The organism is Enterococcus sp. DIV1328a, assembly GCF_050536905.1.
Classification (GTDB): Bacteria; Bacillota; Bacilli; order Lactobacillales; family Enterococcaceae; genus Enterococcus; species Enterococcus faecalis.
In genome coordinates this window covers 1,515,388-1,542,161 of the sequence record NZ_CP172912.1, presented here as the reverse complement: position 1 = coordinate 1,542,161, position 26,774 = coordinate 1,515,388, and the positions used below count along the sequence as shown (strand labels likewise).

17 protein-coding genes are annotated in these 26,774 nt (G+C 36.6%); 16 read left to right on the top strand and 1 reads right to left on the bottom strand.

The window, feature by feature from the left end; translation table 11 throughout:
* The first annotated feature begins 57 nt into the window (after nucleotides 1-57).
* From IGL93_RS07420 to sprE, 13 genes are all read left to right on the top strand, one after another.
* Nucleotides 58-2,718 (top strand): bacterial Ig-like domain-containing protein, encoded by a 2,661-nt coding sequence (locus tag IGL93_RS07420; protein ID WP_033789336.1) that lies wholly within the window; start codon nucleotides 58-60, stop codon nucleotides 2,716-2,718.
* Complete coding sequence (locus IGL93_RS07415) at nucleotides 2,694-3,053, top strand: LPXTG cell wall anchor domain-containing protein (protein ID WP_016618298.1); 360 nt, start codon at nucleotides 2,694-2,696, stop codon at nucleotides 3,051-3,053. The genes IGL93_RS07420 and IGL93_RS07415 overlap by 25 nt, the downstream gene beginning before the upstream one ends.
* Nucleotides 3,046-3,597: a hypothetical protein gene (locus tag IGL93_RS07410; RefSeq protein WP_002357217.1), complete on the top strand. Its 552-nt coding sequence runs from the start codon at nucleotides 3,046-3,048 to the stop codon at nucleotides 3,595-3,597. Before IGL93_RS07415 ends, IGL93_RS07410 begins: the two co-directional genes overlap by 8 nt.
* Before the next feature lie 98 nt (nucleotides 3,598-3,695).
* On the top strand, nucleotides 3,696-4,676 hold the full coding sequence (locus IGL93_RS07405) for a DUF916 and DUF3324 domain-containing protein (protein WP_025189216.1): 981 nt from the start codon (nucleotides 3,696-3,698) through the stop codon (nucleotides 4,674-4,676).
* Nucleotides 4,677-4,884: 208 nt separating this feature from the next.
* A complete protein-coding gene (gene adhP, locus IGL93_RS07400) occupies nucleotides 4,885-5,901 on the top strand; it encodes an alcohol dehydrogenase AdhP (RefSeq protein ID WP_002374623.1) in 1,017 nt (338 codons plus the stop codon).
* Between the two features lie 47 nt (nucleotides 5,902-5,948).
* Nucleotides 5,949-6,344, top strand: a complete 396-nt coding sequence (locus IGL93_RS07395) for a hypothetical protein (RefSeq protein ID WP_002408845.1) — start codon at nucleotides 5,949-5,951, stop codon at nucleotides 6,342-6,344.
* Nucleotides 6,345-6,847: 503 nt separating this feature from the next.
* Entirely contained in the window at nucleotides 6,848-12,475 is a 5,628-nt protein-coding gene (locus tag IGL93_RS07390) for a TIM-barrel domain-containing protein (protein WP_025192692.1), read from the top strand.
* 81 nt (nucleotides 12,476-12,556) lie between these two features.
* Nucleotides 12,557-14,515 (top strand): amidase domain-containing protein, encoded by a 1,959-nt coding sequence (locus IGL93_RS07385; RefSeq protein ID WP_010775907.1) that lies wholly within the window; start codon nucleotides 12,557-12,559, stop codon nucleotides 14,513-14,515.
* Between the two features lie 418 nt (nucleotides 14,516-14,933).
* Nucleotides 14,934-15,665, top strand: coding sequence for a response regulator FsrA (fsrA, locus tag IGL93_RS07380; protein ID WP_075578546.1), 732 nt, complete (start codon nucleotides 14,934-14,936; stop codon nucleotides 15,663-15,665).
* Nucleotides 15,666-15,753: 88 nt separating this feature from the next.
* On the top strand, nucleotides 15,754-16,482 hold the full coding sequence (locus IGL93_RS07375) for an accessory gene regulator AgrB (protein ID WP_002377181.1): 729 nt from the start codon (nucleotides 15,754-15,756) through the stop codon (nucleotides 16,480-16,482).
* Nucleotides 16,479-17,822 (top strand): sensor histidine kinase FsrC, encoded by a 1,344-nt coding sequence (gene fsrC, locus IGL93_RS07370; RefSeq protein WP_033789328.1) that lies wholly within the window; start codon nucleotides 16,479-16,481, stop codon nucleotides 17,820-17,822. The genes IGL93_RS07375 and fsrC overlap by 4 nt, the downstream gene beginning before the upstream one ends.
* 237 nt (nucleotides 17,823-18,059) lie before the next feature.
* The gene (gelE, locus tag IGL93_RS07365; protein WP_010713319.1) at nucleotides 18,060-19,589 is read left to right on the top strand and encodes a M4 family metallopeptidase coccolysin; all 1,530 of its coding nucleotides are present in this window, start codon (nucleotides 18,060-18,062) and stop codon (nucleotides 19,587-19,589) included.
* A 48-nt stretch (nucleotides 19,590-19,637) separates the two neighbouring features.
* A complete protein-coding gene (sprE, locus tag IGL93_RS07360; protein ID WP_002364098.1) occupies nucleotides 19,638-20,492 on the top strand; it encodes a serine proteinase SprE in 855 nt (284 codons plus the stop codon).
* Nucleotides 20,493-20,639: 147 nt separating this feature from the next.
* On the opposite strand, the gene IGL93_RS07355 is transcribed toward sprE, so the two are convergent.
* Nucleotides 20,640-21,470, bottom strand: a complete 831-nt coding sequence (locus IGL93_RS07355; protein WP_010775905.1) for an MBL fold metallo-hydrolase — start codon at nucleotides 21,468-21,470, stop codon at nucleotides 20,640-20,642.
* Nucleotides 21,471-21,861: 391 nt separating this feature from the next.
* Between IGL93_RS07355 and IGL93_RS07350 the strand changes: the two genes are divergently transcribed.
* The 3 genes from IGL93_RS07350 (at nucleotide 21,862) to IGL93_RS07340 (ending at nucleotide 26,588) form a co-directional block, all read left to right on the top strand.
* Complete coding sequence (locus IGL93_RS07350) at nucleotides 21,862-22,716, top strand: LysR family transcriptional regulator (RefSeq protein WP_002398379.1); 855 nt, start codon at nucleotides 21,862-21,864, stop codon at nucleotides 22,714-22,716.
* Between the two features lie 381 nt (nucleotides 22,717-23,097).
* The gene (locus tag IGL93_RS07345; protein ID WP_002391405.1) at nucleotides 23,098-24,486 is read left to right on the top strand and encodes an MFS transporter; all 1,389 of its coding nucleotides are present in this window, start codon (nucleotides 23,098-23,100) and stop codon (nucleotides 24,484-24,486) included.
* A gap of 41 nt (nucleotides 24,487-24,527) precedes the next feature.
* Complete coding sequence (locus IGL93_RS07340) at nucleotides 24,528-26,588, top strand: LTA synthase family protein (protein ID WP_002361977.1); 2,061 nt, start codon at nucleotides 24,528-24,530, stop codon at nucleotides 26,586-26,588.
* Nucleotides 26,589-26,774: the final 186 nt, after the last annotated feature.

The window sequence follows — 26,774 nt, the reverse complement described above, 5'->3', positions numbered from 1 at the left end:
AGTTAGAATAATTATTATTTAGTTTCTAATTCCAAAAAAGGTCAAGGTGAGTAAGCAATGAAAAAAATCAACGAACAATTAAAAATGAAAATGCCAACCTACAAAAGAAAAAAAAGCATTGCTTATTTCTTTTACTCTTGTCTACTATTGGTATCGATTTCTTGTTTTTTGAGCGTGCATTTTCAAAAATGCGAGGCAGCTTCGCTCTATCAAGCGGGAGGGATAGCCATTGATTTGAGAACTGATTTACCTTATGGAATGGAGATAAGCCATGACGGTGGTGGTGGTCCTGATGGATCATTTGGAGGAAAATTACACGTAAAATTATACGGAACAGTGGACACTTCTCATACAGAAGCATTGAAGTTTCTTTCTTTTGGTACTGTAGGAATGCAATATGGACTGATGTTTCATTTGCCAGAAAATATAAGTGCAGATAATTTTAAAGCGGCTTATGACAAGGCTTTTGCGGATAATCCAGAAAATTTTTATTCAATTAGTGGACAAAAAAACACACAAATACCAATTGTTAACACAAAAGGAATGCGGACGTTTAACGGTTCTTCAGAAGATGGTTCACCGGGATGGGGTGATCCTGATCAAGATTATAGCGGAATTGATACTGAGCATCAGGTGATGTTTTGTGAACGGGGGGACACTATTAATTTTTCTTTTACTAAACTTTATGAAATTTGGCGACATGAACCTGACAAATCGGCCATAAAATTTGAACTTCATTTTGATTTAGATGTTGCTACTTTAATGAAGGATGGCGATTCAAAGGATTATTCCCTCAATAAAAATTTAACGAAACATCGCTTACCAGTATCAAATGTTTTGTCAGATGGTACTGAAAGTGATCAATTTTCGTTGTCGGCAGATTTTTTTGGTCGAACTTACGAATCAGATACAACGAATACGGTTAATCATAATTGGCTATTGTTTAGTTCGGATATGTGGTTACGTGCGACAAGTTTAGCGGCAGCAGCAAAGCAAGATCCAAATAATTTGAATCATCAAATTATCACTGGAATCACTGGGAAAGTGGCTACTTGGTCTTCTTATATCTCGCCATGGGACAGCGGCGATAAAGACAATCCATTATCCAATTACAATACCCAAGATGCCTCTAAATATCCTGAAATACCTGAAAGCAAAACGATGTTACCAGGGGATTTTTTATCACCAAAGTTTACGATGAACCAAAGACAAGACAATCCGCTTAATTGGACAGATGGGTATGTTGCTCAACGGTTTGCGCGCGTAGTTAATTTTCATACTCACACAGTTGATCCTAAGGCCAATGTGAATGTCTCTTCACAACAACAAAACGGGTTAACAACTTATTTGTTTAGTGGCAAAGATGGTTGTGGGCTGCCGTTAGTCAATCCGCCAGGAACGGATTCTTCAGAGCCCACAGATAAAACATATATGCGCGTCACAATAGATCCATACCAAGTGCCAAGTTTAGAAAAGGCAGCTTTTGTTAAAGGTCAAACAACATTTCACCCGCAACAAAAGATACCAGTAGAACTAACCGTTAAGGCTCCGACAACTAGAAAAGTTCAGATTGAAGAAAAAATTTCAGGTGCTGCCCAAACTGATTTTCATAAAATTGGGGAGCAAGATTTAAAAAATTTACCAGTCACAGATGATTGCGTTAGTTTTAACTGTTTAGCAGATGCTTTACCAACTTCAGGAGATTACACATTAACATTTAGAATTCTTGATGTTGATGATACATCTAAAAGCTACTCAAATGAGAAAAGTTTAGCTGTGCACATTGATCAAGCGCAAATTAAAGTTAAATCTCAAGATACGGTTTATCAATATACTCAATGGCAACCAGAAAGTGAAGTGACTAGCCTACAAACACCAGATGGTAAAAAAGGTGATTTTCGAGACGTAAGTGTCACCATATATAAACTGGACGGAGAGCAAAAAGTCCCAGTAGATGCGGTGGATACAAAAGTGGTTGGTAAATATGAAATTGATTATAACTACCTAGGATTAGAGGCGCAGACTGCACTAGAAGTCATTCCCTCTTCAGCTCATATTGGTGCACATAACGGCAGCTTTTCTGTAGGGACGCCCTTCGATCCAAAACGTCTTTTTGATAGTGCAACAGATAATGATGGACAGTCCATTCCTTATAGTAAGATAACGATTCGCTATACGCCTAAGCAGGTAAACGATGAAGTAGCGGGCATTTATAGAATTACTTATGATATCTCTAAAATAGTAGGTTTTAGTGAAAATATTACCGTTGATTGGACCTACTATTACTCTAATCGTCTAGACTTTTATCACTTATCTGAACAACTAATGCCTTTTGAGAACGTAAAATTTAATGGCCAAGATCAAACACAGACATTAAAAAGTTGTGAGATGAACATTGAAGATACGGGGGATCCTAATCGGACAACTGGCTGGCAGCTTGAAGTAGCCTATAATTTAAATGATCAGAAAACACAAGCGTGGAAAGACGCAGGGCTTGATCTCACGCTAAATCCAAAGTCAGTCGATTATGTAACAACTGAGCAAAATATTATGGTTAACGATGAGCAACAATTAGTAGCTGATGTAAGTAACCAATCTATCAAAAATAAAAAAGTTTTGACGAAATTACAATTATTGCCCACATTAACTATTTCAAAAGTCACACCTGCTGATAAATATGAAGCTCAGTTAATTTGGAACTTAGAAGCAACACCGTAAGGGAAGAGGGAATAGCTGTGAAATGGTTTATCTATGATTTATTGTTTGTTGCCTTTATTCTTGGTTTGCCAATTCAAGCACAAGCTGAAGACAAGACAACTGACGCACAAGCTGGCACAAAAGTCATGGTAATAGTGAAAGAGAGTGAGGATATTGTTCCACATCCCAATGAGCTTATACCTCAGACTAACGATATGCCAACTTCACGAGGACAACCTAATTTTTTACCAAAAACAAACGAGATTACGTCTCAAGAGACGCTTTTAGGAATCGTGGTACTCGGAGGTACATTAATCGTCGGACTTTATAAAGAAAAGAGGAAAAATAATGAATAAAAAAATAATTGGTTTAACTGTCACTTTAGGAACGGGAATCTTTTTAATTGGACAACAAACTGTGAATGCGGCTGATAATACCAATACCACAGCGAATGTGTCGGTTTTAGGTGGCGGATTAACCATTACACCATTAGCACAAATTAACTTTGGGACGGTGACAAAAGACGGCCAAGATCATACGCAACCAGATCAAAGTAAGTCGCAACTTATCATTAATGATAATCGTGGGACAACGAATACAGGTTGGTATCTGACAGCGAATTTAGAAGATAAAGGAAAAGGTGTTACTGGCTTAGACGGAATGACACTTCATTTAGACACTAAAAAACCTGACGGATCTTCTGAAAAAGGTACCTTTACGGGCGTTGATTTAACCACAGATGCTTCAACCATTATTTCGCTAGATAAAAGTGATATCCGTTTATCAGACACTGTCACGACAGCCGATTTAAATGCAACGTTAAATATACCTAAAAGTATTGCTGCAAATACCTACTCTGGGACCATCGTCTGGAATGCCATCGATGGAGCACCCGCCTAAGAATTTAACATAAAACGATGTAAGAAAACGAGGCAGATAAATTGAAAAGAATTTTAAAGATACTTTTTATATTGACTATTCTCTGTTTAGGTGGAGCGATGCGTGCCTGGGCAGAGCCGTCTAATACCAATAGTTCAGCAACAATTGACAATGCGAATGCGTATACAGTCACACCCGTTTTCGGAGCAACTCAAAATAACAAAACCAGTAATTTTTTTGATATGACATTAACTCCGAAACAAAAAGATACATTCAAATTAACGATAACCAATACTACGCCGAACCCTCAAAAATTTAAAGTTCAGGTAAATACAGCAACAACAAATAGTAATGGGATAGTTGACTATACAAAAAGTAGCTTTGAAAAAGATCCATCGATGAGTTTGGTACTTAGTGATTTGATTAGTCCTAATAGGAAGGATATTAGTGTTCCTGGTAAACAATCACAAACGATTGATTTTCAAATAACGATGCCAGAAAAGTTGTTCTCAGGAATTTTATTAGGTGGAGTGACGATTCGACCTGTAGAGATAGCTGGGGACCAGAGCAAGGGTGGGATTCAAAATGTTTATATGCATACGATTGCTATTCGGGTGAATGAAACAGCAGAGACCATACCTGCAAAATTGGAAAGTGGTTCTGTTAAAATTGGGCAAATTAACCGCCACAATACTGTTTCGATGGAAATTAAAAATCCACAGCGGAAGTTATTGTCAAAAGTCGAAGGAGATTTTTTTGTTAAAGAAAAAGGAACAAACAAAACGATCATTCACGAAAAGAAAAATAATCTTAGTTTTGCACCAAACACAAGGTTTGACCTACCTATTTTACTGAAAGATTCGTTTAAACCTGGAGACTATACCTATACCATTAAGTTGAAAAATCATGAGGGGAACTGGACGTTCTCAAAGGATTTCACGATAAACAAGAAGCAAGCTGATCAGTATAATAAGCGTTCTGTTGATCATAAAGCCAAAAACCTTCACTGGCTTAAGTACCTCATGGCCTTTTTAATTCTAGTTATTTTAGGTACCGTCTGCTATATCTTAGGAAAAAAGAAGGGGAAAATGAGGTTGTAAAACCTGCCTTTAAAATAGTTGACAATTATGCAGAAAAAATCATGCCAGTATGAATTATCTATGACATAAGGGAAGAATAGCTGTCTAGCAAGGATAAATTGTCAAATTAGCGTTAATTTACGCAAGTCATTGGTGTTCCTTATTTTGGAAAGTAGTATTATACTATTATTGTTCAATGATTCACAATAGAAACAAGGAGGAAAGAACCATGTATAAAGCAATTGTCGCAGCAAAAGGAAAAACAACAAAAATTGTTGAAAAAGAATCGCGTCCATTGAAAGATAATGAAGCGCGGTTGAAAATGGAAGTCTGTGGTGTCTGTCATACGGATTTACACGTTAAGAATGCAGATTTTGGCGATGTTAGCGGTTGTACCTTAGGTCACGAAGGAATTGGGATTGTGACGGAGGTTGGAAAAGACGTTACTAGTTTAAAGATTGGTGATCGTGCATCTGTTGCATGGTTTTATGAAGGCTGCGGGCATTGCGAATATTGTACTTCTGGTCGAGAAACGCTTTGTCGTTCAGTAAAAAATGCTGGATATACAGTTGATGGTGCCATGGCCGAAGAATGCATCGTCACAGACGGTTATGCAGTGAAAGTGCCAGAAAATTTAGCATCAGAGCCAGCTTCCTCTATTACTTGTGCAGGGGTAACAACCTACAAAGCGATAAAAGAATCTGGGATTCGTCCAGGTCAATGGCTAATGATTTCAGGATTAGGTGGGCTAGGTAATCTAGCTTTACAATATGCCAAGCATGTCTTTAATGCAAAAGTAGTAGCTGTTGATGTGAATGATAATCAGTTAACTTTTGCGAAAGAAATGGGTGCTGATCTTTTAATTAATCCAGTTAAAGATCCTGATTTTGCTGCACAACTTCAAAAAGAAATTGGCGGTGTTCATGCAGCAGTAGTCACTGCGGTAGCTAAATCAGCATTTAATGGCGCAGTCGATGCAGTCCGTGCGGGAGGAACGGTTGTCGCCGTTGGATTGCCTGTTGAGACAATGGATTTATCTATTCCACGTCTTGTTCTTGATGGCATTCACGTAGTCGGATCGTTAGTTGGAACCCGTCAAGATTTAAGCGAAGCTTTCCAATTCGGTGCAGAAGGAAAAGTTGTTCCTGTTTGTCAAACACGCCAACCAGAAGAAATTAATGCTATTTTTGAAGAAATGGAACAAGGAAAAATTCGCGGGCGCATGGTCATTGATTTTCGCAGTTAATTTAGTTTTTTAGTGATTCGTTGATTTAATCTGAAAACCATGAAAGGATGGATGGAATGTTTGCGAATCTTACTCTCCGTGAGAGACGACTGCTTAAACAAGCACAAGTGGGAGCCACAATTAGCTTTATTCTTTTGTTTGTACCAATTCTGACAATCAGTCTTTTGCATACTAGTGACTCATTAGCAAAATGGCTAGGTATAGTTGGGGTAATTATGGTTTTACCATTGTTGTATTTTGCGTGGCAGATTTTAAAGATAGCCTATAAAGATCAAAAAGATAATCCAACGCCTCCTTTGTGGGTTCCGAAAGTTTATGGGATTGGGCTTTCGATCAATCCCTATCACCGGTTTGGAAAGTTAATTTTTATATTGCTAGCGGTACTGATAGTTGGCATAATCATTAGTTTGCTTTTCACACCAGCAAGTCAAATCAATCACTAAAAAACGAGTAATTAACACCCTCTTGCTGAGCAGGAGGGTGTTGATTATTTTTAAATAGACTAAATTTGAGCAACAGGTATTAGATTTTTGAAAAAAGTCTTTCTTTTTCTGATGTGGATATTTTCGCAATAAAATCATCATTATAAGTGAATGAACAGGTTTATCAAGGGTTAATACTTGTTAATGGTGGCTGCTATAATTAACCGTTGACAAACACAAAAAAACCATCATACGATAATTATGTTATTAAAAAAGTGAAAAATTGGTAGTCAACAAATGAAAACGCATTCATTGGAAATTGTGATTCTGTACTAAATTTTTTATATAAGATGAAAATGGATTGTTTTCATTTAATAATTTATTGAAAGGATGTGTTTAGGAAGGGGTTACTGAAACTGACTTTCTAACAGTCTCAGTAAACTAAGAAAATCATTATGACTTTTCATCTGGATAAAACTTTGTTGGGTTTTGGATTTTGTGAGTAATTGTGTCGGAACTATTCTATGGGGAGCAATTTTAAGGAGGAAAAAATGAACAAAGAGTATCAGGGTAAAAAAATTTACGGTAAAAAGCACTGGTTGACATTTTTATTAGTGAGTTCGTCTGTATTGGCGTTCCATTCGTTTGTTACGATGGATTCTCAAATGGTTGATGCGCAAGAGCAAACAGCAAAAGAAGACGTAGCTGATTCAGCAACGTCAGTCGGAGCAATTGTGTCGATTGAAAAAGCGGAGAAAAACTTTGTCATTACGTATGCTTCTGGAAAAAAAGCACAAATTAGTATTTTAAACGACCATCTTTTTCGCTATCATCTAGATCCAACTGGTAAATTTGAAGAATATCCAACGCCAAATGATCCAAAGCATGTTGCGAAAATTACGGCTAAAACAATGGCCGACTATGGCACACAAGCCTTTGAGCAAACGAACATCACAGATTCAGGAAACCAATTTATTCTAGAAAATAATGGTTTAAAAATTATATTCGAAAAAGAAAGCGCTTTAATGAAGGTTCTAGACAAGAAAAAGAATCAAGTTATTTTAGAAGAAACCGCTCCGCTATCCTTTAAAAATGATAAAGCTACACAAACGTTAAAACAAAGTAGTCAAGAAAATTATTTTGGCGGAGGAACTCAAAATGGTCGATTTACGCATAAAGGAACAGCTATCCAGATTGTCAATACGAACAATTGGGTAGATGGCGGAGTAGCATCGCCTAACCCATTTTATTGGTCAACTGCAGGGTATGGCGTTGTTCGAAATACATGGAAACCTGGCAACTATGATTTTGGCAGTCATGATCCACAAACAACCACAACAACGCACGAAGGAACAGATTTTGATGCTTTTTATTTCTTTAATAATTCCTCAGCAGGTATTTTAAAAGATTACTATGAATTAACCGGGAAACCAGCTTTGATGCCAGAATACGGGTTCTATGAAGCGCATTTAAACGCGTATAATCGGGACTATTGGGTGAAAGTAGCAGAAGGAACCGCGGGAGCAGTTAAGTTTGAAGATGGTAATTTTTACAAAGAATACCAACCAGGCGATCTAGGAAACTTAAATGGCACGCTAGAATCTTTAAATGGAGAAAAAGAGAATTATCAATTTTCTGCACGCGCAGTTATTGATCGATATAAGAAAAACGATATGCCGTTAGGGTGGTTCTTGCCAAATGACGGTTACGGTGCTGGCTATGGCCAAACAGATTCATTGGACGGCGATGTACAAAACTTAAAAGAATTTACAGAGTATGCTCAAGCCAATGGTGTTGAAGTGGGGCTGTGGACCCAATCTAATCTCCATCCAGCGGATCCTAAAAATCCTAAAAAAGGAGAACGGGATATTGCGAAAGAAGTTAGTGTCGCTGGTGTTAAAGCTCTCAAAACTGACGTGGCGTGGGTCGGGTATGGGTATTCCTTTGGCTTAAATGGTGTAGAAGATGCCGCGAATGTTTTTGTAAAAGAAACAGACGGCGCAGTTCGTCCGATGATTGTTTCATTAGATGGTTGGGCCGGAACCCAACGGCACGCTGGTATTTGGACAGGCGATCAAACGGGTGGTCAATGGGAATATATTCGCTTCCATATCCCAACATATATCGGGACTTCGTTGTCTGGACAACCAAATGTCGGTTCAGATATGGATGGAATTTTTGGTGGAAAAAATAAAGAGGTCAACATACGTGATTTCCAATGGAAAACTTTTACACCAGTGCAGCTAAATATGGACGGCTGGGGCTCCAATCCAAAAACGCCATTTGCTTTTGATCAAGAAGCCACAGATTTGAACCGAGCGTATCTAAAATTAAAATCAATGATGATGCCTTATAACTACAGTATTGCCAAGGAATCAGTTGATGGACTACCAATGGTACGGGCCATGGCTTTAGAATTTCCTAATGAAGGAACAGCATATACAAAAGATTCTCAATACCAATATATGTGGGGACCCAATTTACTCGTTGCCCCAATTTATAATGGCAATCAAGATGAGGCAGGAAATTCAATCCGTGATGGAATCTATTTACCAGATGAAAAACAAGTCTGGGTTGACTTATTTACAGGCGAAAAATATCAAGGTGGCCGTGTCTTAAATGGAGTAAAAACACCGCTGTGGAAGGTGCCCGTTTTCGTCAAAGATGGCAGTATTATCCCAATGACGAATCCAAACAACAATCCAAAGGAAATCCAACGAGATCAACGATCTTTCTTGATTTATCCAAATGGCGCCACTTCTTTTAATATGTATGAAGATGACGGAATTTCAACTAGTTATGAAGCTGGGCAATCAGCTACGACTAAAATAAATAGTCAAGGCCCTAAATCAAACGAAAAAGGGGATCTGACCGTTACTATCGAACCGACAAAAGGAAGTTATAAAGACTTTGTTGATGAACGAAGCACCACGCTTGATTTGTTAGCTTCAGAAGCGCCCGAAAGCGTAACAGCAATGGTGGGGGGAACAGAAGTAACCTTGAAACAAGCAGCTAATAAAGAAGAATTTTTGGCTGGCACAAATCTATATTATTTTGATAAAGAATTCCAAGTGAATCAGTATCTTTCTGAAGCTTCAGGAGAAAAACTGAACCAATCAGCGTTATCAGTAAAACTAGCGAAACAATCTGTGACCGCCAAAGATGTTCAAATAACTGTCAAAGGTTTCATTAATAAAGGAACGGTTGACGGAGGAAATACAACGGTCGATGACCAGTTAACTATTCCGGCAAATGTCGCAATCAATGAAGAAAAAACAACGCCATCTTCTTTGACTCTTCAATGGGATCAAGTAACTGAGGCAACAAGCTATGAAGTAGAGCGTGACGGGACTGTTTTCGGAAATATTCAAACGAATACAGCAACATTTGATGGATTTTCCTTCCTAAGCGAACATACTTTTCGAGTTCGAGCTGTTGGAAAAAACGGGGTCTCTGAATGGAGTGAACCGATTAAAGGAAAAACACAAGATGATCCCTATAAAGAAACAATTAATCAAGTCAAAGCAACAAGTAATTTACCAGAACAACCGGGTGCAGAATTGAAGAAATTAACAGATAAAGATTTAAGTACAGGCTGGCATACGAACTGGTCAACTGGCATCGCTAATCCAAGTGATGGGAATTTCTTGACTTTAAAATTTGATCTTGGTGCGGAGTATCAAATGGATAAAATTGAATACTTGCCAAGAGACAATGCCGGCAACGGAAATATTTTGCAACTCCAGTATCGGACGTCGAAAGATGGAGCTAATTGGACAGAGTTTTCAGAACCTATTAACTGGAAGCAAGATGCTTTGACAAAAACCATTGAAACGAAGGACCAAGCGTATCGTTTTGTTGAAATGAAGGTATTAAAATCGGTGGGTAATTTTGGCTCTGGTCGTGAGATGCTCTTTTACAAACAACCAGGAACAGAAGGAATCTTACATGGAGACATTACTAACGATGGAACGATTGATGAAAATGATGCAATGAGTTATCGAAACTATACAGGCTTAGAATCTGTGGACAGTGACTTTAATGGCTATGTTGAAAAAGGCGATTTAAATAAAAATGGGGTAATTGATGCTTATGATATCAGTTATGTTTTACGACAATTAGATGGTGGGATTGAGATACCTGATGTCGAAGAAATTGCGGGCGGTTTATCCCTTGCTGTGGTTAATGAAAATGGCAAGGATACTTATCTTCCTGGCGATACATTAACCTTTACACTTAAAGGTCAAGACTTAAAAAACATTAATGCGTTAAGCACAAAAATGTCCTTTGATTCTAGCAAATTTGAACTTGTCGGTCAGCCTGCAACCACGAATAATACAAAACAAATGGAAAATTATTCTAAATATCGGAAACATTCAAATGATGTGGAGAATCTGTATTTAGTTCTTAGTAATCAAGGAAATAAACAATTGTTAAATGGTTCAATGGACTTAGTTACCTTTAAAGTTAAAGTAAAAGAAACAACTCGCGTAAAACGTGCGACAACTGTTGAGCAGCCATTACAATTTGATATGAGTCAAGGCTTATTAGTAGGCCAAGGATTCCAACAAGCCACACTTTCAGATTTTTCTGTAACAGTGAAGCCCACAGAGCTAGTAGATAAAGAGTTATTACAAGCGCTAATTACGCTAAATCAAGCACGTGTCGAAAAAGAATATACGCCTGAAACTTGGGCAATTTTTAAACCAGTCTTAGATGAGGCAGTAGCTGTTCTAGCCAATGAACAAGCCACACAGACAGACGTTTCTGCTGCTGTGGAAAACCTAAAAAAGGCTGTAGAACAGTTGGAAAAAATGCCTGATGTAGCGAATAAAGCTGATTTAGAAAAAGCAATTCAAGAGGGGCTAACGAAGAAACCAAGTGATGGGCAAGAATTCACCGAAGAAACTAAAAAAGTTCTCGAAGAGTCATTAGCAGCAGCTCAAAAAGTATTTGCTCAAGAAAAAGTTACCCAAGAAGAAATAGACCAAGCGACTAAAACATTGCGTGAAGCAATTGCACAATTAAAAGAACAACCCGTCGCCGTTGATAAGGAAACCTTAAAAGAGAAAATCGCTCAAGCCCGAGGAAGAAAGCCGGAAGAAGGATACCAATTTACAAAAGAAACAGAAAAACAATTGCAAGAAGCAATTCAAGCGGCTGAAGCAATCGTAGCGAAAGAAACGGCGACAAAAGAAGAAGTCTCAGCGGCTCTAAACGCATTGGAAACTGCAATGGCTCGATTAAAAGAAGTACCCCTTGTAAATAAAGACCAATTACAAGAAGTTGTCAAACGAGCGCAGCAAGTCACTCCAAGTGAAGGGCACCAATTTACTGCCTCCTCGTTACAAGATTTACAAAAAGCGCTTTTAGCAGCTAAAAACACATTGAAAAACCCAGCAGCTAATCAAAAAATGATTGAGGAAGCGGTTGCTGAATTAACTAGTGCCATTGATGGGTTACAAGAAGAAGCGTTAGTTACAGATAAAAAAGCCTTAGAGGCAATGATAGCCAAAGCAAAAGCAATCAAACCATCTGCCGGAAAAGAATTTACCAGCGAATCTAAAGCGCGCTTAACTGAAGCAATTGACCAAGCGGAAGGGATTTTAGCTGATAAAAATGCTCGGCAAGAACAAATTGATACTGCTGAAAAAAATGTAAAAACTGCTTTGGATAGTTTAGAGGAACAAGTCCTTCAAGCGGATAAAACAAAGTTGAGAGAACTGCTTCAAAAAGCAGAAACCTTGAAACCTAAAGCAGCAAAACAATTTACAAAAGCATCGCAAGAAGCTTTAGCTGAAGCAATTAAACAAGCAAAAGCACTTGTTGAGGACCCAAATGCGACGCAAGAAGCTGTGGACAAATGTTTAAGTATTTTAGCACAAGCCATTGAAGCAATGGCAGAAGAGCCAATCAGTAGCAACTCTACAGGCAACAATGGAAATCATGGCACGGTTAGCGGGACTGGTGGTGTAACCAGTCCAGGAAAGGGCACAGCAGCAGGTGGAACGACAACAAAAACCACCACTTCTGGTACTTTGCCAAAAGCAAATGAAGTTGTTTCGCCAATCTGGTCAATCAGTGGTTTTCTATTGATAGTAAGTATTGGTTTAGGAAAATTATTCTTCAAAAATAAAAAAGACCAAAATTAGCGTATCATTAACTTACAAGGCGCATTTGTACAAAAACAGTGTGCAAATGCGCAAGTAAGTAATAGGAGAGGATTTTTACGAATGAAAAGAAAGAAAATCAAGAATCAACTACTTGTTTTAACAAGTATTCTCGTTCTTCTGAGTTTGGAAGTCGCTCCAGTTGTTACGTTGGCTGCAGAATTACCAAGTAGCTCGCTACAAACAGCTCTGTCCTCGGAAACGACAATTACTTCGGAAGAAAAAGTAATTGAAACAACCGAAACAACTGTTGCTACATCGACAACGTCCACTAGTAGTTCGTCATCTGAATCAAGTAGTTTTACCGATACGACTACCGAATCAACGAGTCAGTCAACGACAGAAACGACAACCACAAATACTAGTTCTGAAACAAAAAAAGAACCTACAGAGCCAACGGTATCATCAGAAATCACGCAGCCTGTTGAACAATCGCAACCACCACAAGTTCCTGTGACCAAGCAAGAACCTGAAGAACCTATTCAAGTTCCTGAAGCCACCAATAACGTTGTTGAAGAAAATCAGGCTGTATCGTTAAATCCGTCCCTCAAAGTAGATGAAATAGCTTCTTCAAATTTAAAAGGCTACGAACTTCCACTGTTGTCGTCTTTTGGCGAAAAGAAACGGGCAGTCGTGGTGGCTGAAGCATTAAGACACGTTGGGAAAACAAAAAAAGAATTTAATTTGACGGAGCAAGTATTGACCAGTAGTTTCCTTGCCCAAAAAATTTACCAACAATTATTTAAAATAGACATTGGCAGTACGCCGCAAGAACAAATGACATTTGGTAAAGTTCGTTCTATAGAGGAGGCAGAACCTGGTGATCTGATTTTTTGGCAAACAGCTGAAGGAAAAACGCTTCAAAATGGTGTTTATCTTGGCCAAGGAAAATATTTAATTGCCGCAGCGGAAGCGGATTCTAAAGAGAAACCAGAAGTAATCGCTCAGTTAGAGAATATCTATACTGCCAAACAACAACCAGACTCAAAAGAGGAAAAACGCTTGGTAGTGACTAATCCTTTTAAGGAGTTCACATTAACGGAGTATGGTAAAGAAGTTTTAGCAACATATGGTGCGTCATTTGAAATGCAGAAGTCAGAACAAACCACAGCGTTTATTAAAAAAATTGGTGAGACAGCCAGAGAACTTGGCGAAAAATACGATGTTTTTGCATCAGTGATGATAGCTCAGGCTATTTTAGAAAGTGGCTCTGGCGAAAGTCAACTAGCCAAAGAACCTTATTATAATCTCTTTGGCGTGAAAGGTTCGTTCCAAGGAAATAGTGTTAGCTTTTCAACAAAAGAGGCTGATCAGAGGGGCCAACTTTATACAATTTCCGCTGGGTTTCGCGATTACGGTGGCTATAATGACTCACTGCAAGATTATGTTCAATTACTCCGACAAGGGATTGACGGAAATCAAGATTTTTATAAACCAGCGTGGCGTTCGGAAGCCAAAAACTACCTTCAAGCAACGCGTTTTTTAACAGGTAAATATGCAACAGACAAGCAATACGATAATAAATTAAATTCGTTAATTGCGGTTTATAACTTAACGCAATTTGATTTACCAAAAACAGTGGACGGTTTGATTATCCAATCTAAAAATAAGCTGTCGGAAGCGGAACAGCAACAAATGCATTTTCCAGTCTATGATGGGATCAATTATAATCGGAGTGGTAGCTATCCCGTAGGCCAATGTACGTGGTATGTCTATAATCGTTTCAAACAGTTGGGCACTTCTGTGGATGAATTTATGGGAAATGGCAGTGACTGGGGAAGAAAAGGACGTGCATTAGGCTATCAAGTTAGTTCATTGCCTAAAGCTGGTCGTGCGATTAGTTTCCAACCAGGAGTTGCTGGCGCAGATAATCAATATGGACATGTTGCTTTTGTTGAAGCGGTCACTTCTGATGGAATCATTATTTCTGAAAGCAATGTCATCAATGATCAAACGATTTCGTATCGTGTCTTACCTAATGTAATTGCTTATAGTAGTGGCGTGACCTACATTGGCGCTTAAGCGACTCATTCAACAGGAAGAACTGTGGATGTTTAAGTAAAAAATTAGCACAATGATCCATGTGTGAACTAACAAATTAAAATAACCAGAATCGACCAATGAATTGATTTTGTCATGTATAAAATGACAAGAACAGTTTGGCGGTTGATTCTTTGTTTTTCATCAACGAAGAGACAATAGTCCTCATGATTCGTTAGCAAAAGATGAATAGTCCAAAGTACTCTTTCTTGATGCTTTGTTATTTTATGTTTTTGTTTGCAGGAAACTACTGAAATCGCTATACTAAATTTATGTGAATATACTAACAGACAATCAATTTTTTATCTCTTTTATTGGTGTATAAATTGATTGAACATTATAATCATTTGTCTTTTGTTGTGTAATTTTATATCTTCTTGAGAAAGGGATGAGTGAACAAATGGCTATTTATATATTAGAAGACCAAATTATTCAAGCAAAAGCGTTAGAAGCATTGGTAACAAATATCCTACATGCAAGAAATATTTATAATGAAACAATCCATTTATTTTCACGTTCAGATGAATTATTACAAGTGGCACACCAGGACGCCCAACTAAATATCTTTTTCCTAGATATTCAAATGAACAATCATATCCAGGCAGGATTTGAGGTTGCCAAAGAAATCAGAAAAACAGACAGTGAAAGTCTGATTGTATTTATTTCTACTCACACAGAATTAGTTTTAACTTCCTACAAATATATGGTTTCAGCTCTTCAATTTATTCAAAAGAACGTGGATTTTCTAGATTTCCAAAAAGAGGTTGAAACATGTGTCGATGCATATATTCAACAAAAAGAAAATATAAAGACAAAAAGTGAATATATTATCATTAACTTAAAAGCGTCTTCTATAAAAATGGATATTAATGATATTTATTTCTTTCAAACGGAATACGATCATCGTGTGTCAATGGTTGGTAAAAATTTTAAAAGAGAATTTTATGGAACGTTATCAAAAATTGAACAACTGCATCCAGATTTGATTAGAGTCCATCAATCAATCATCATCAATAAAAAATATGCGTCAAAATTAAATTATAAAACGCATCTTTTAACTATGAGAGACGGAACGGAAGTACCAGTCTCAAGAAGATATTATACTCAGGTCAAGGCACTATTTCTTACTTAGGGAGGGATAATGACTAATTAAGGAATTATCTATCTATTAGTCGCTATATTCGTTATAATTTAGTGCAATACTTGAAGAGGAGGGCGATATGCTAATCGATTGGATTCTAAAAAATATTATGGATATGGATCAGGAAGATCAATCAGGAAAAACACAATGGACAAAGTATTATCTAACCGTTTATTTTTCTGGCTTATTTAATTTTCTGATGATTCTGATTTTATCAGTTTTATTTGGGACGTTAAGCGAAACCTTTATTGTATACGTCGTACTGATTTTTTTACGGCCTGTCGCAGGTGGCTGGCATGCAAAAACTAAATGGCTCTGTCGTCTAGAAAGCATTGTTATCTATGTCGCCATACCATTTGTATTGAAAAATTCTTCTGTGAGCTTACCGTTTATTTATAAAATTCTATTGATTTGCCTCTTAGTAGTATTATTTTATTGGTATGCGCCACAAGGAACAGCAATTGAACCTGTTCAACCATCTGATTTAAACGTGCTCAAAAAGCAAAGCCTTATAAGGGTGTGTTTACTTATTTTATGTAGTCTGTTTGTCAAAGAAAAGATTGCTTCAGTAATACTCTACGGTCTCGTCATCCAAGGTCTGATGATACTCCCTGTAACAAAAAATTTAATTGAAGGAAGTGTTTTTATGAAATTTGGTAAAAAAATAATTAAAAATGTTATTGAAAAAAGAGTTGCAAAAGTCAGTGATGGTGTGGGAACTAAGCCTAGATTAAATCAAAATTCGCCCAATATATTTGGACAATGGATGGGACAAACTGAAAAACCTAAAAAGAATATTGAAAAATGATTTTGTCGTTATTAGCTACTAACGTTTTGCTTGTATCTAGCTTTATCGTTTTTGTCTTTTTACGAGTAACATTGATCAAGATTGAATGTAAAATACCGTTACTTTCATTGCTTATTGTCATTAATCTTTGTTCGTTTGCGGCATTAATGTTGGGCTACTCTTGGTTGATTTATGCGCTGACAGTCGTTATTTTTACAGGATTTTTACTCATTCACAAAAAGAGGTTCTCAATTTTTAAAGCGATATTTTTATCCGTTTTTACATTGCTTATGGTTTCGTTTATCAATTACACGGAGCAAACGATTTTAAGTGTTTTTTTTCAACAGATTTATCAAAATAAATTATTATGGATTGCCTCAAATGTTCTTCTGTTGCTTATAAATATCTGGATTGTTTTAAAAATTCCCAATAGTGTTTTTTTAAGATTAAATCGTGTGTTAGAAAATAGCCGAATTTTTTTTGGTTGTTTACTTTTATTGTTGATTCTGTTGTTACTTTTTGTGTTTTTGATTTCGCCAGAGATTTCACCTGACTTTATGCGAGGATTTGTCACGGTAAATAGTTCTAAATTGGAGTTATTAATAAGTGTAGGTTTATTTTTAATTCTGATTGGCTTAGTCATTGAAGCTTATTTGGAAGAACAACGTATCAACACTCAATTATTGAATAATTTAACGATTTATACTGAAAAAATAGAATCCATTAACGAAGAGCTAGCGATGTTTCGTCATGATTATAAAAATTTATTGTATAGTTTACAAATTGCTATTTCATACGAAGATATTCTGGAAATCAAAAGAATTTATGAAGAAACGATTGCACCAACCAAAAAAATTATTGATAATGAAGAATTTGAACTTATGAAGTTAAATCGTTTGAAAAATATGGAACTTAAGGCACTCATAAGTATGAAAATTAATACCGCAAAGCAAGCAAAACTAAAAGTGATTGTTGATGTGCCAGAAGTATTTATTCTTGATACATCAATCGACTTAGTGGTTGTGATTCGTTTGTTGGCTATTCTATTAGATAACGCGATTGAAAACAGTGCAAAATCAGAATTGAAAATGTTCGCTATCTCAATTTTCAATAAAAATGAAACACAAGAGTTTGTGATAACAAATAGTGTCCAAGCCGAATTTGATTTTAAGGTTATGAAGAAAACCAAATTTAGTTCTAAAAGTAACCCAGAAGAGCACGGTTGGGGATTGTTATATGTAAAAGAAATTGTTGATTTTTCAGATCAATTTGATTTGCAAACGTCCTTCAATGAAGGATCGGTTACTCAACATTTAATTATTGAAAAAAATCATAATAGTAAAAAAGTTGTTAACGAATGAATTTGTTAACAACTTTTTTGCTATGGTATTGAGATATGAGGGGCAATACAGGGAAAAATGTCGGCTGATTAAGGAATTTAGATAGTGCCGGTTAGGTAGTTGTCTATAATGAAAATAGCAACAAATATTTACGCAGGGAAAGGGGCGGTCGTTTAACGGGAAAGATTAGGGAAGATAAAGCAATACTTTTGTTGGGAAAAGAAATAAAAGGAAACTGGGGAAGGAGTTAATCGTTTAATGAAGGGAAATAAAATTTTATACATTTTAGGTACAGGCATCTTTGTTGGAAGTTCATGTCTATTTTCTTCACTTTTTGTAGCAGCAGAAGAACAAGTTTATTCAGAAAGTGAAGTTTCAACAGTTTTATCGAAGTTGGAAAAGGAGGCAATTTCTGAGGCAGCTGCTGAACAATATACGGTTGTAGATCGAAAAGAAGATGCGTGGGGGATGAAGCATCTTAAGTTAGAAAAGCAAACGGAAGGCGTTACTGTTGATTCAGATAATGTAATTATTCATTTAGATAAAAATGGTGCAGTAACAAGTGTTACAGGAAATCCAGTTGATCAAGTAGTGAAAATTCAATCGGTTGATGCAATCGGTGAAGAAGGAGTTAAAAAAATTATTGCTTCTGATAATCCAGAAACTAAAGATCTTGTCTTTTTAGCTATTGACAAACGTGTAAATAATGAAGGGCAATTATTTTATAAAGTCAGAGTAACTTCTTCACCAACTGGTGACCCTGTATCATTGGTTTATAAAGTGAACGCTACAGATGGAACAATTATGGAAAAACAAGATTTAACGGAACATGTCGGTAGCGAAGTAACGTTAAAAAACTCTTTTCAAGTAGCGTTTAATGTACCAGTTGAAAAAAGCAATACGGGAATTGCTTTACACGGAACGGATAACACAGGGGTTTACCATGCAGTAGTTGATGGTAAACATAATTATTCTATTATTCAAGCGCCATCACTAGCGACATTAAATCAGAATGCTGTTGACGCCTATACGCATGGAAAATTTGTGAAAACATATTATGAAGATCATTTCCAACGACACAGTATTGATGATCGAGGGATGCCCATCTTGTCAGTTGTTGATGAACAACATCCAGATGCTTATGACAATGCTTTTTGGGATGGAAAAGCAATGCGTTATGGTGAAACAAGTACACCAACAGGAAAAACGTATGCTTCCTCTTTAGATGTAGTTGGTCATGAAATGACACATGGTGTGACGGAACATACTGCCGGTTTAGAATATTTAGGACAATCAGGTGCGTTGAATGAATCTTATTCTGATTTGATGGGTTATATTATTTCGGGTGCATCTAATCCAGAAATTGGTGCGGATACTCAGAGTGTTGACCGAAAAACAGGTATTCGAAATTTACAAACGCCAAGTAAACACGGACAACCAGAAACCATGGCTCAATACGACGATCGAGCACGGTATAAAGGAACGCCTTATTATGATCAAGGCGGTGTTCATTATAACAGTGGAATTATTAATCGGATTGGTTACACCATTATCCAGAACTTAGGCATTGAAAAAGCACAGACTATTTTCTACAGCTCGTTAGTAAATTACTTAACACCTAAAGCACAATTCAGTGATGCTCGTGATGCGATGCTTGCTGCTGCAAAAGTTCAATATGGCGATGAAGCAGCTTCAGTGGTGTCAGCAGCCTTTAACTCTGCTGGAATCGGAGCTAAAGAAGACATTCAGGTAAACCAACCAAGTGAATCTGTTCTGGTCAATGAATGAAAAAAATTCCCCAATTAAATAAAAATGGATAAGGAGTGGCATAATCTTATGAAAAAGTTCTCCATACGAAAAATTAGTGCTGGTTTTTTGTTTCTGATTTTAGTAACTTTGATAGCCGGTTTTAGCCTCTCTGCAAATGCAGAAGAGTATATCGTTCCTGCCGAAAGTCATTCACGACAAAAAAGATCGTTACTGGACCCTGAAGACAGAAGACAAGAAGTGGCAGATACAACCGAAGCGCCTTTTGCGTCAATCGGAAGAATCATTTCCCCTGCCAGTAAACCAGGCTATATTTCTTTAGGAACAGGCTTTGTTGTTGGAACCAATACAATTGTCACCAATAATCATGTGGCTGAAAGTTTTAAGAATGCCAAAGTATTAAATCCGAATGCCAAAGATGATGCTTGGTTTTATCCAGGTCGAGATGGCAGTGCGACACCATTTGGCAAATTCAAAGTGATTGATGTAGCTTTTTCCCCGAATGCGGATATTGCGGTAGTGACTGTCGGCAAACAAAACGATCGTCCAGATGGCCCAGAGTTGGGAGAAATTTTAACGCCATTTGTTTTGAAAAAGTTTGAATCTTCAGATACCCATGTCACAATATCAGGCTATCCAGGTGAGAAAAACCACACGCAATGGTCTCATGAAAATGATTTGTTTACATCTAACTTTACAGACTTAGAAAATCCATTACTATTTTATGATATCGATACAACCGGTGGTCAATCTGGTTCACCAATCTATAATGCTCAGTTTGAAGTAGTTGGTGTTCATTCCAATGGCGGCATTAAGCAAACAGGAAACCATGGTCAAAGACTAAATGAAGTGAATTATAACTTTATTGTCAATCGAGTGAATGAAGAAGAAAATAAACGTTTATCCGCTGTGCCAGCAGCGTAAAGAACCATAAAAATACTCGGAATTTCCAGAATCACGGGAAATCTCGAGTATTTTTGTTTTTTAAGATAGTGTAAGTTACGATAAAAGTACCTTGTAATTATCGGTTAAAAGCATATAATAGTGCTGAAAAGAAGGCAAATAATCCGATTAAGTTAGTATTTCTAAACCATCATAACTCGTAATGATTTCATGCTTTTGAGATAAAGCCGCCATCTCCGCATAAGACAAGCCGCCATTGTGAGAAAAATGGTTGGCAACGTAAATCGTTTTATCTGTGACGAGTTTTCTTTCTTTTAATTCTGCAATTAATTTTAAATTTTCTTCCCAATTCATATGACTATTGCCAGTTTCGTTTGTTTGACTAGTACAATCTAAAGAAACAATACTAAGAAGTAAGTGGCTCTTTTCAAGATATTCAAACATTTCTGACGTAAAGTAACCTGTATCATGGGTGGATAAAAAAGCATCTTTACCATCGTCTATAACGAAAATAAAACAATCTTCACTGAAATTTCCATGTTGTGCAGGAAGGGGATAAATCGTATAGTTCGCAATAGTAAAACACTTGTAGGGCTGAATAACCTGATACTGTAATCGGGTATTGTCTTGACGACCTTCTAAATCAAAGGCGCGCTGATAAAACGTCTTAACTGCTTCATTTCCGTAAACAGTTAAACGATTGGGAACATCTAATGCATAACCAGACATTCGATAAGCCAAATCCTCGCCGTAAAAATGATCGGAATGCCAATGAGAGATTAGTAAAGAGTTAAAGTTTGCAAAACACAAGTCATACTGCAACAAGTGTAAATAAGAATCCCCTGGAAAATCAATCAGCAGGACATCATCAATAATTAATTGAGTTTGTGTACGAATTTCTCGTCCTTTTTTCTCTCGAGCATACTTACATAATTTACAATTACAAAAAATTCCTGGAATCCGTTCTGCTGCACCCGTACCTAAATAGTTGATTTTCATTGGGAGTACCTAACCTTTCTTTGACATTCTTCATACTTAGTAGATAACGCTGAACCTTAAAGTAAATGGGCATGGAAACTGAAACATTTGTTGTGTCCATCTTACCTTTTTTAGAAAAGAATTGAAATGGAATTTCTTAAGTAAATTTGCGTAAAATAGAAAAAGCTAGACGCCTTTTTTGATAAGCTGAATTTACTGCGAATGCTCGTACTATTTCCGAAAAAAAGTTTTACCAAAGGCACTTTCATATCCATCTGCTATTAGTTATAGAAAAATAACAAGATGGACATAGCTTATTAGAGCAAAAATAACTACGCTATTGATAAAGAGTGAGGCGTGTTTTGAACAGGTTACGTGGGCAAATGAATTTGAATAAAAGGGATGACAAAAGATGACTATTGAAAAATTAGAATATTTTTATACCATTGCAAAATATAATAGTATTTCCAAAGCAGCCTCTGAACTCCATGTTAGTAAATCAACCTTAAGTGCGTCATTAAAAGATTTGGAAAGTGAATTGGGCCATTTACTTTTTGACCGTAACGGGAATTCTTTGACGTTAAATTCCTATGGTGATAAAATCGTCCAATCTGTATATATCATTTTAAACGAGGCCAAGAAAATGAAACTTAATCTGCATGAAATGATTGAGAATCCAGTGATGCGTTTAGGTTTTGGAAATACGTCCTTGATGTATAAAGTGACAGAGAATGAGGATCAACTGAATCGTTTTTGGGAATGTTACCATGGTTCATCGTTTGAGTTATTGAATAAATTGGAGAATCATGAGTTGGATTTTGTGATTACTTCTGCAGATGTGAATAGTCCAGTTTTAAAGAAAGAACAATTAATTGAACTAGAAATGTATCTTTGTGTTTCAAGAGAAATTAAACAAGAAATTGAGGAAGAAGGCTTCACCTGTTTGACCAACTATCCATTTCTATTTTTGCCTCATCACTTAGATCATTTAGAAGCTACCAAGAGTGTGCTAGAAATGTTGCAATTAACAAGTCCGCTTGTTTGTTGCTACGATACGTTGATGCTTACTCGTCTCATTGAAAAAAGTAAAGGAGTTTATGCGGTGATCTCTCTTCGGAAAGAACAACTGCAGGAAATTGATTCTAAACTCTTCTTTTTACCGATTGAACGAAAACAAAAATTTTATTTATACCGAAATGTTTCCAGTTCGGTTTTTGTCCAACCTGGTCAAATCAAGGCAACTTTACAAAAGTTGCTAGAGACTTAGCCATTAAAATTACTTTGGAATAGTTACCAAAAATAGCTTTATTCGCTTAGATTTACTTCTGCTGCGGATAAGGCTATTTTTGTTGTTCATTGTTTAAAAGAGATGCTCAATTATGGGGCTGTTCGATATTTCTGAACAGAATGTTCAATTATTTAATAACTTAAGAATCGATAAATCGTATCTATTACGGTTCAATTTAAAGGGGTTCTGGTGTATAGTTTGGCTATCTAAAGATTTACTTTTTTAAGTATAAAATAACTAAATGGCAAGGAATATAAAGAACTGTTGATACGTGAGTACTTGCGATAACTGTGTCGTTAGAAGTTTAAGTGTCATTGTTGCTTTTCCTGTTTTATGTAGTTGCTAGAAAGGACTGTTTTTATGATCGATAGAAAAAAAGTTATTTTGTATACTTGTTGCATGAGTTTGTTTGTAGTGACCATGGATGTTACGGTTGTCAATGTGGCGTTACCATCCATTCAAAGTGATTTTCACACGAATCTGTCTACATTACAGTGGGTAACAGATGGCTACACTTTAATGGTAGCATCCTTATTATTGTTATCTGGGTCTACAGCAGACCGAATTGGCCGTAAACGAGTTCTTCAATTGGGCTTAGCCTGTTTTGGTTTAGCGTCTTTCCTATGTGGGATTTCGCAAACCCCAGGGCAATTGATTGCGTTTCGCATGTTGCAAGGGATTGGTGGTTCTATGTTAAATCCGGTAGCAATGTCTATTATCACACAGGTATTTACTGAAAAGTTAGAACGTGCGAAAGCAATTGGCTTGTGGGGCTCTGTTACAGGGATTTCCTTAGGCATGGGCCCGATTATTGGCGGACTAATTGTTTCTTATTTTAGCTGGCGGTATGTCTTTTTTGTAAATGTACCGATCATTGCAGCGGCAATCATCCTTACACAAAAATTTGTACCTGAGTCAAAAGTAGAGAAAACGGCGAAAAATGATTTTGTTGGTCAAGCATTGATGATTCTTTTTCTATTTAGTTCTATCTATTCCATTATCGGACTACCTAGAAAAGGGCTTTTCGCGCCAGATATTTTAAGTACTGGGATAATCGGCTGCTTAGCCATTGTTATTTTCTTTATTTATGAATATAACATTGACAATCCGTTAATCAATCCGCGCTTCTTTTTATCTATTCCATTTACATCGGCTTCTTTTTTAGCTATTTTTGGCTTTATCATATATAACGGTTATTTATTTTTAAACACGCTATATTTGCAAGAAATGAGAGGCTTCAGCCCGTTGGAAGCTGGCTTATCAACCATTCCTTTGGCTTTTGTTAGTTTTCTTGTTGCCCCGAGAGCCGGCGAAATGGTAGGGAGAATAGGGACGAAACGTCCTATTATGCTTTGTGGTATTTCAATGTTGGCTGTTAGCTTTTTACAATTATTTGTAACTAAAACAACGCCTATGATTATTTTATTTATTATTTATATCTTTTTAGGCATTGGGTTTGGGATGTTAAATTCGCCGATTACCATTACAGCGATTGAAGGAATGCCACTTTCTCAGTCAGGAACGGCAGCAGCCATTGCGGTGACATGTAAGCAAATTGGCAATTCTTTAGGGGTTGCGCTACCAAGTCTTTTAATTACAAAGCCTATTACTAGTTCGCTTACTCGAACACCTTTTACAAACGTATGGCTTTTATTTGGATGTTGCGCCATTGCGATTATCTTTTTAAGTTATTTATCCAATTCTCCGCTAGCGAAAAAGTCATTGCGCAGAGTTAGGTTTTATTTTTAACAAATCAAGATTTTTTTGAAGGGAAAGGAAGACAAACTTAGATGAAAAAAATAAATAACCGATTAGGACTCTTTTTATTTTTTGTTTTACTCTTTTGGGCAAAAACGATTCTGGCGTATTACCTAGATTTCTCATTAGGCGTTAAGGGCAGTCTCCAGCGAGAAATTTTATGGTTCAATCCAGTTGCTACTACGCTGTTATTATTTGGCTTTAGTTTGTATTTTAAAAAGCATAAAACATTTATGCTTAGCTTAACTCTTTTAAATGTTTTAAATACATTAATTTTATATTTGAATATTATTTTTTATCGTGAATTCACTGACTTTATTACCATCCAATCTGTTTTTGGCTTTTCAAAAGTTTCAGAAGGAATTTCTGGTGATTTACTTGCTTTAATGAGAGTCCACGATGTCTTTTATTGGCTAGATACTTTAGTGCTGCTCGTTTTGGTATTTTACTCTTTTAAACAGCGACGGAATCATCAAGTCTTTGTGACCAAACCTATCAACAGAAGATTGGCGATCTCAATTAGTTGTTTAAGTGTCTTGCTCTTTTCGGTTAACTTATTTTTAAGTGAAACCGATCGTCCTCAATTGCTTCAAAGAATTTTTGACCGTAATTATATTGTAAAATATCTTGGCTTGGATGCATTCACAGCCATCGATGGTGTCAAAACAGCCATGTCAAATGAGGTAAGAGCAGAAGCTAGTTCAAACGAATTACCTGAAATCATGAAATTTACCAAGCAAAACAATTTACCGCTTAATCCGCAGTATGCCGGGATTGCCAAAGGGAAAAATGTATTTGTGATTCATTTAGAAAGTTTTCAACAATTTTTGATTAATATGAAAGTCCAAGGCCAAGAGGTTACACCGTTTTTAAATCAGCTCTATCAAAACAAAGCGACAATCAGTTTTGATAATTTCTTTCATGAAGTAGGGCAAGGAAAAACGAGTGATGCGGAGAACATGTTAGAAACAGGAACATTCGGCCTCCCGCAAGGCTCTCTTTTTACACAATTAGGATCAGACAATACTTTCGAAGCGGCTCCCGCTGTTTTAGGACAAAAAGGCTATACAACCGCTGTTTTCCATGGGAATGTGGGGAGTTTTTGGAATCGGGACCATGTGTATAAAAACTTAGGTTATCAATACTTTTTTGATCGGTCATATTTTTCAAAAGATGACAAAATGCTAGGTTACGGTATTTTAGATAAACAATTGTTGCGTGAATCAGCTAGTGAGCTTGAGCATTTACAGCAGCCATTCTATGCGAAGTTTTTAACTGTGACCAATCATACCCCTTATTATACGGATGACCAAAACTTCCCGTTTCCTAAATTGAACACAGGCAATTCGATTGTGGATGATTATGTTCGAACAGCGCACTATTTGGATCAATCGCTAGAACAATTTTTCCATTACTTGCAAACAACAAGTTTATACAATCATTCTATTTTTGTTATTTATGGTGACCACTTCGGTATTTCAGATGCAAACAACAAGGACTTATGTAAAGCTTTCAACCGCGATCCAAAAACGTGGACAAACTATGACAATGCGCAATTGCAAAGAGTACCTTTGATGTTTTACATGCCAGGCTATACGCAAGGGAAAATCATGCACGAATATGGTGGGGAAATTGACGTTTTACCGACACTGTACCATCTTTTAGGTGTCGATGATAAAAATTATATCCATTTTGGCACGGACCTTTTATCTCCTCAATATAAACAAGTGGTTCCTTTTAGAAATGGCGATTTTGTAACGCCTCAATTTTCTTATCTAGGTGGGGAAATCTATAATAATCAAGGGAAAAAATTAGACCAAGTTCCAGCAGATTTAAAAGCAGAAGTCACGAAAGATAACGATTGGGTGAAAAAATCGTTAAGTTTATCTGACAAATTAAATCAGGAAAACCTTTTACGTTTTTATAAACCACAAGGATTCCAAGAAGTGCAACCAAAGGACTACAACTATGATGTGGCTTTTGAAAAAAACAAAGTCTTAGAAGTAGAAAAACAAAAAAATGCACAATCAACTAGCTTGTTTAGTCAAAATGGCAATCAAACGACAGTCCAAAATTATCCGACTACGCCATAGATCATTTAAGAAGGATAATTTTTGGAAGGGAAAGAGAATCATATATGAAGTGAAGGAGGTCAGAACAGATCCGTTTATTTTCGAAGGAATTGGTTCTGTTCCCGCCATTTATCCGGTTTTGAGCCTGGAACAAAAATCCAAAGTGATTTTTGTCCCAGGCTCTTTCGCTCTTTTATTGAGTAAGAA

Excerpts from the sequence above, each read along its gene's own strand:
- IGL93_RS07420 (WP_033789336.1), top strand. The coding sequence starts at position 58 with ATGAAAAAAATCAACGAACAATTAAAAATGAAAATGCCAACCTACAAA.
- IGL93_RS07410 (WP_002357217.1), top strand. The coding sequence starts at position 3,046 with ATGAATAAAAAAATAATTGGTTTAACTGTCACTTTAGGAACGGGAATC.
- IGL93_RS07405 (WP_025189216.1), top strand. The coding sequence starts at position 3,696 with ATGCGTGCCTGGGCAGAGCCGTCTAATACCAATAGTTCAGCAACAATT.
- adhP (WP_002374623.1), top strand. The coding sequence starts at position 4,885 with ATGTATAAAGCAATTGTCGCAGCAAAAGGAAAAACAACAAAAATTGTT.
- IGL93_RS07395 (WP_002408845.1), top strand. The coding sequence starts at position 5,949 with ATGGATGGAATGTTTGCGAATCTTACTCTCCGTGAGAGACGACTGCTT.
- IGL93_RS07390 (WP_025192692.1), top strand. The coding sequence starts at position 6,848 with ATGGGGAGCAATTTTAAGGAGGAAAAAATGAACAAAGAGTATCAGGGT.
- IGL93_RS07385 (WP_010775907.1), top strand. The coding sequence starts at position 12,557 with ATGAAAAGAAAGAAAATCAAGAATCAACTACTTGTTTTAACAAGTATT.
- fsrA (WP_075578546.1), top strand. The coding sequence starts at position 14,934 with ATGGCTATTTATATATTAGAAGACCAAATTATTCAAGCAAAAGCGTTA.
- IGL93_RS07375 (WP_002377181.1), top strand. The coding sequence starts at position 15,754 with ATGCTAATCGATTGGATTCTAAAAAATATTATGGATATGGATCAGGAA.
- fsrC (WP_033789328.1), top strand. The coding sequence starts at position 16,479 with ATGATTTTGTCGTTATTAGCTACTAACGTTTTGCTTGTATCTAGCTTT.
- gelE (WP_010713319.1), top strand. The coding sequence starts at position 18,060 with ATGAAGGGAAATAAAATTTTATACATTTTAGGTACAGGCATCTTTGTT.
- sprE (WP_002364098.1), top strand. The coding sequence starts at position 19,638 with ATGAAAAAGTTCTCCATACGAAAAATTAGTGCTGGTTTTTTGTTTCTG.
- IGL93_RS07355 (WP_010775905.1), bottom strand. The coding sequence starts at position 21,470 with ATGAAAATCAACTATTTAGGTACGGGTGCAGCAGAACGGATTCCAGGA.
- IGL93_RS07350 (WP_002398379.1), top strand. The coding sequence starts at position 21,862 with ATGACTATTGAAAAATTAGAATATTTTTATACCATTGCAAAATATAAT.
- IGL93_RS07345 (WP_002391405.1), top strand. The coding sequence starts at position 23,098 with ATGATCGATAGAAAAAAAGTTATTTTGTATACTTGTTGCATGAGTTTG.
- IGL93_RS07340 (WP_002361977.1), top strand. The coding sequence starts at position 24,528 with ATGAAAAAAATAAATAACCGATTAGGACTCTTTTTATTTTTTGTTTTA.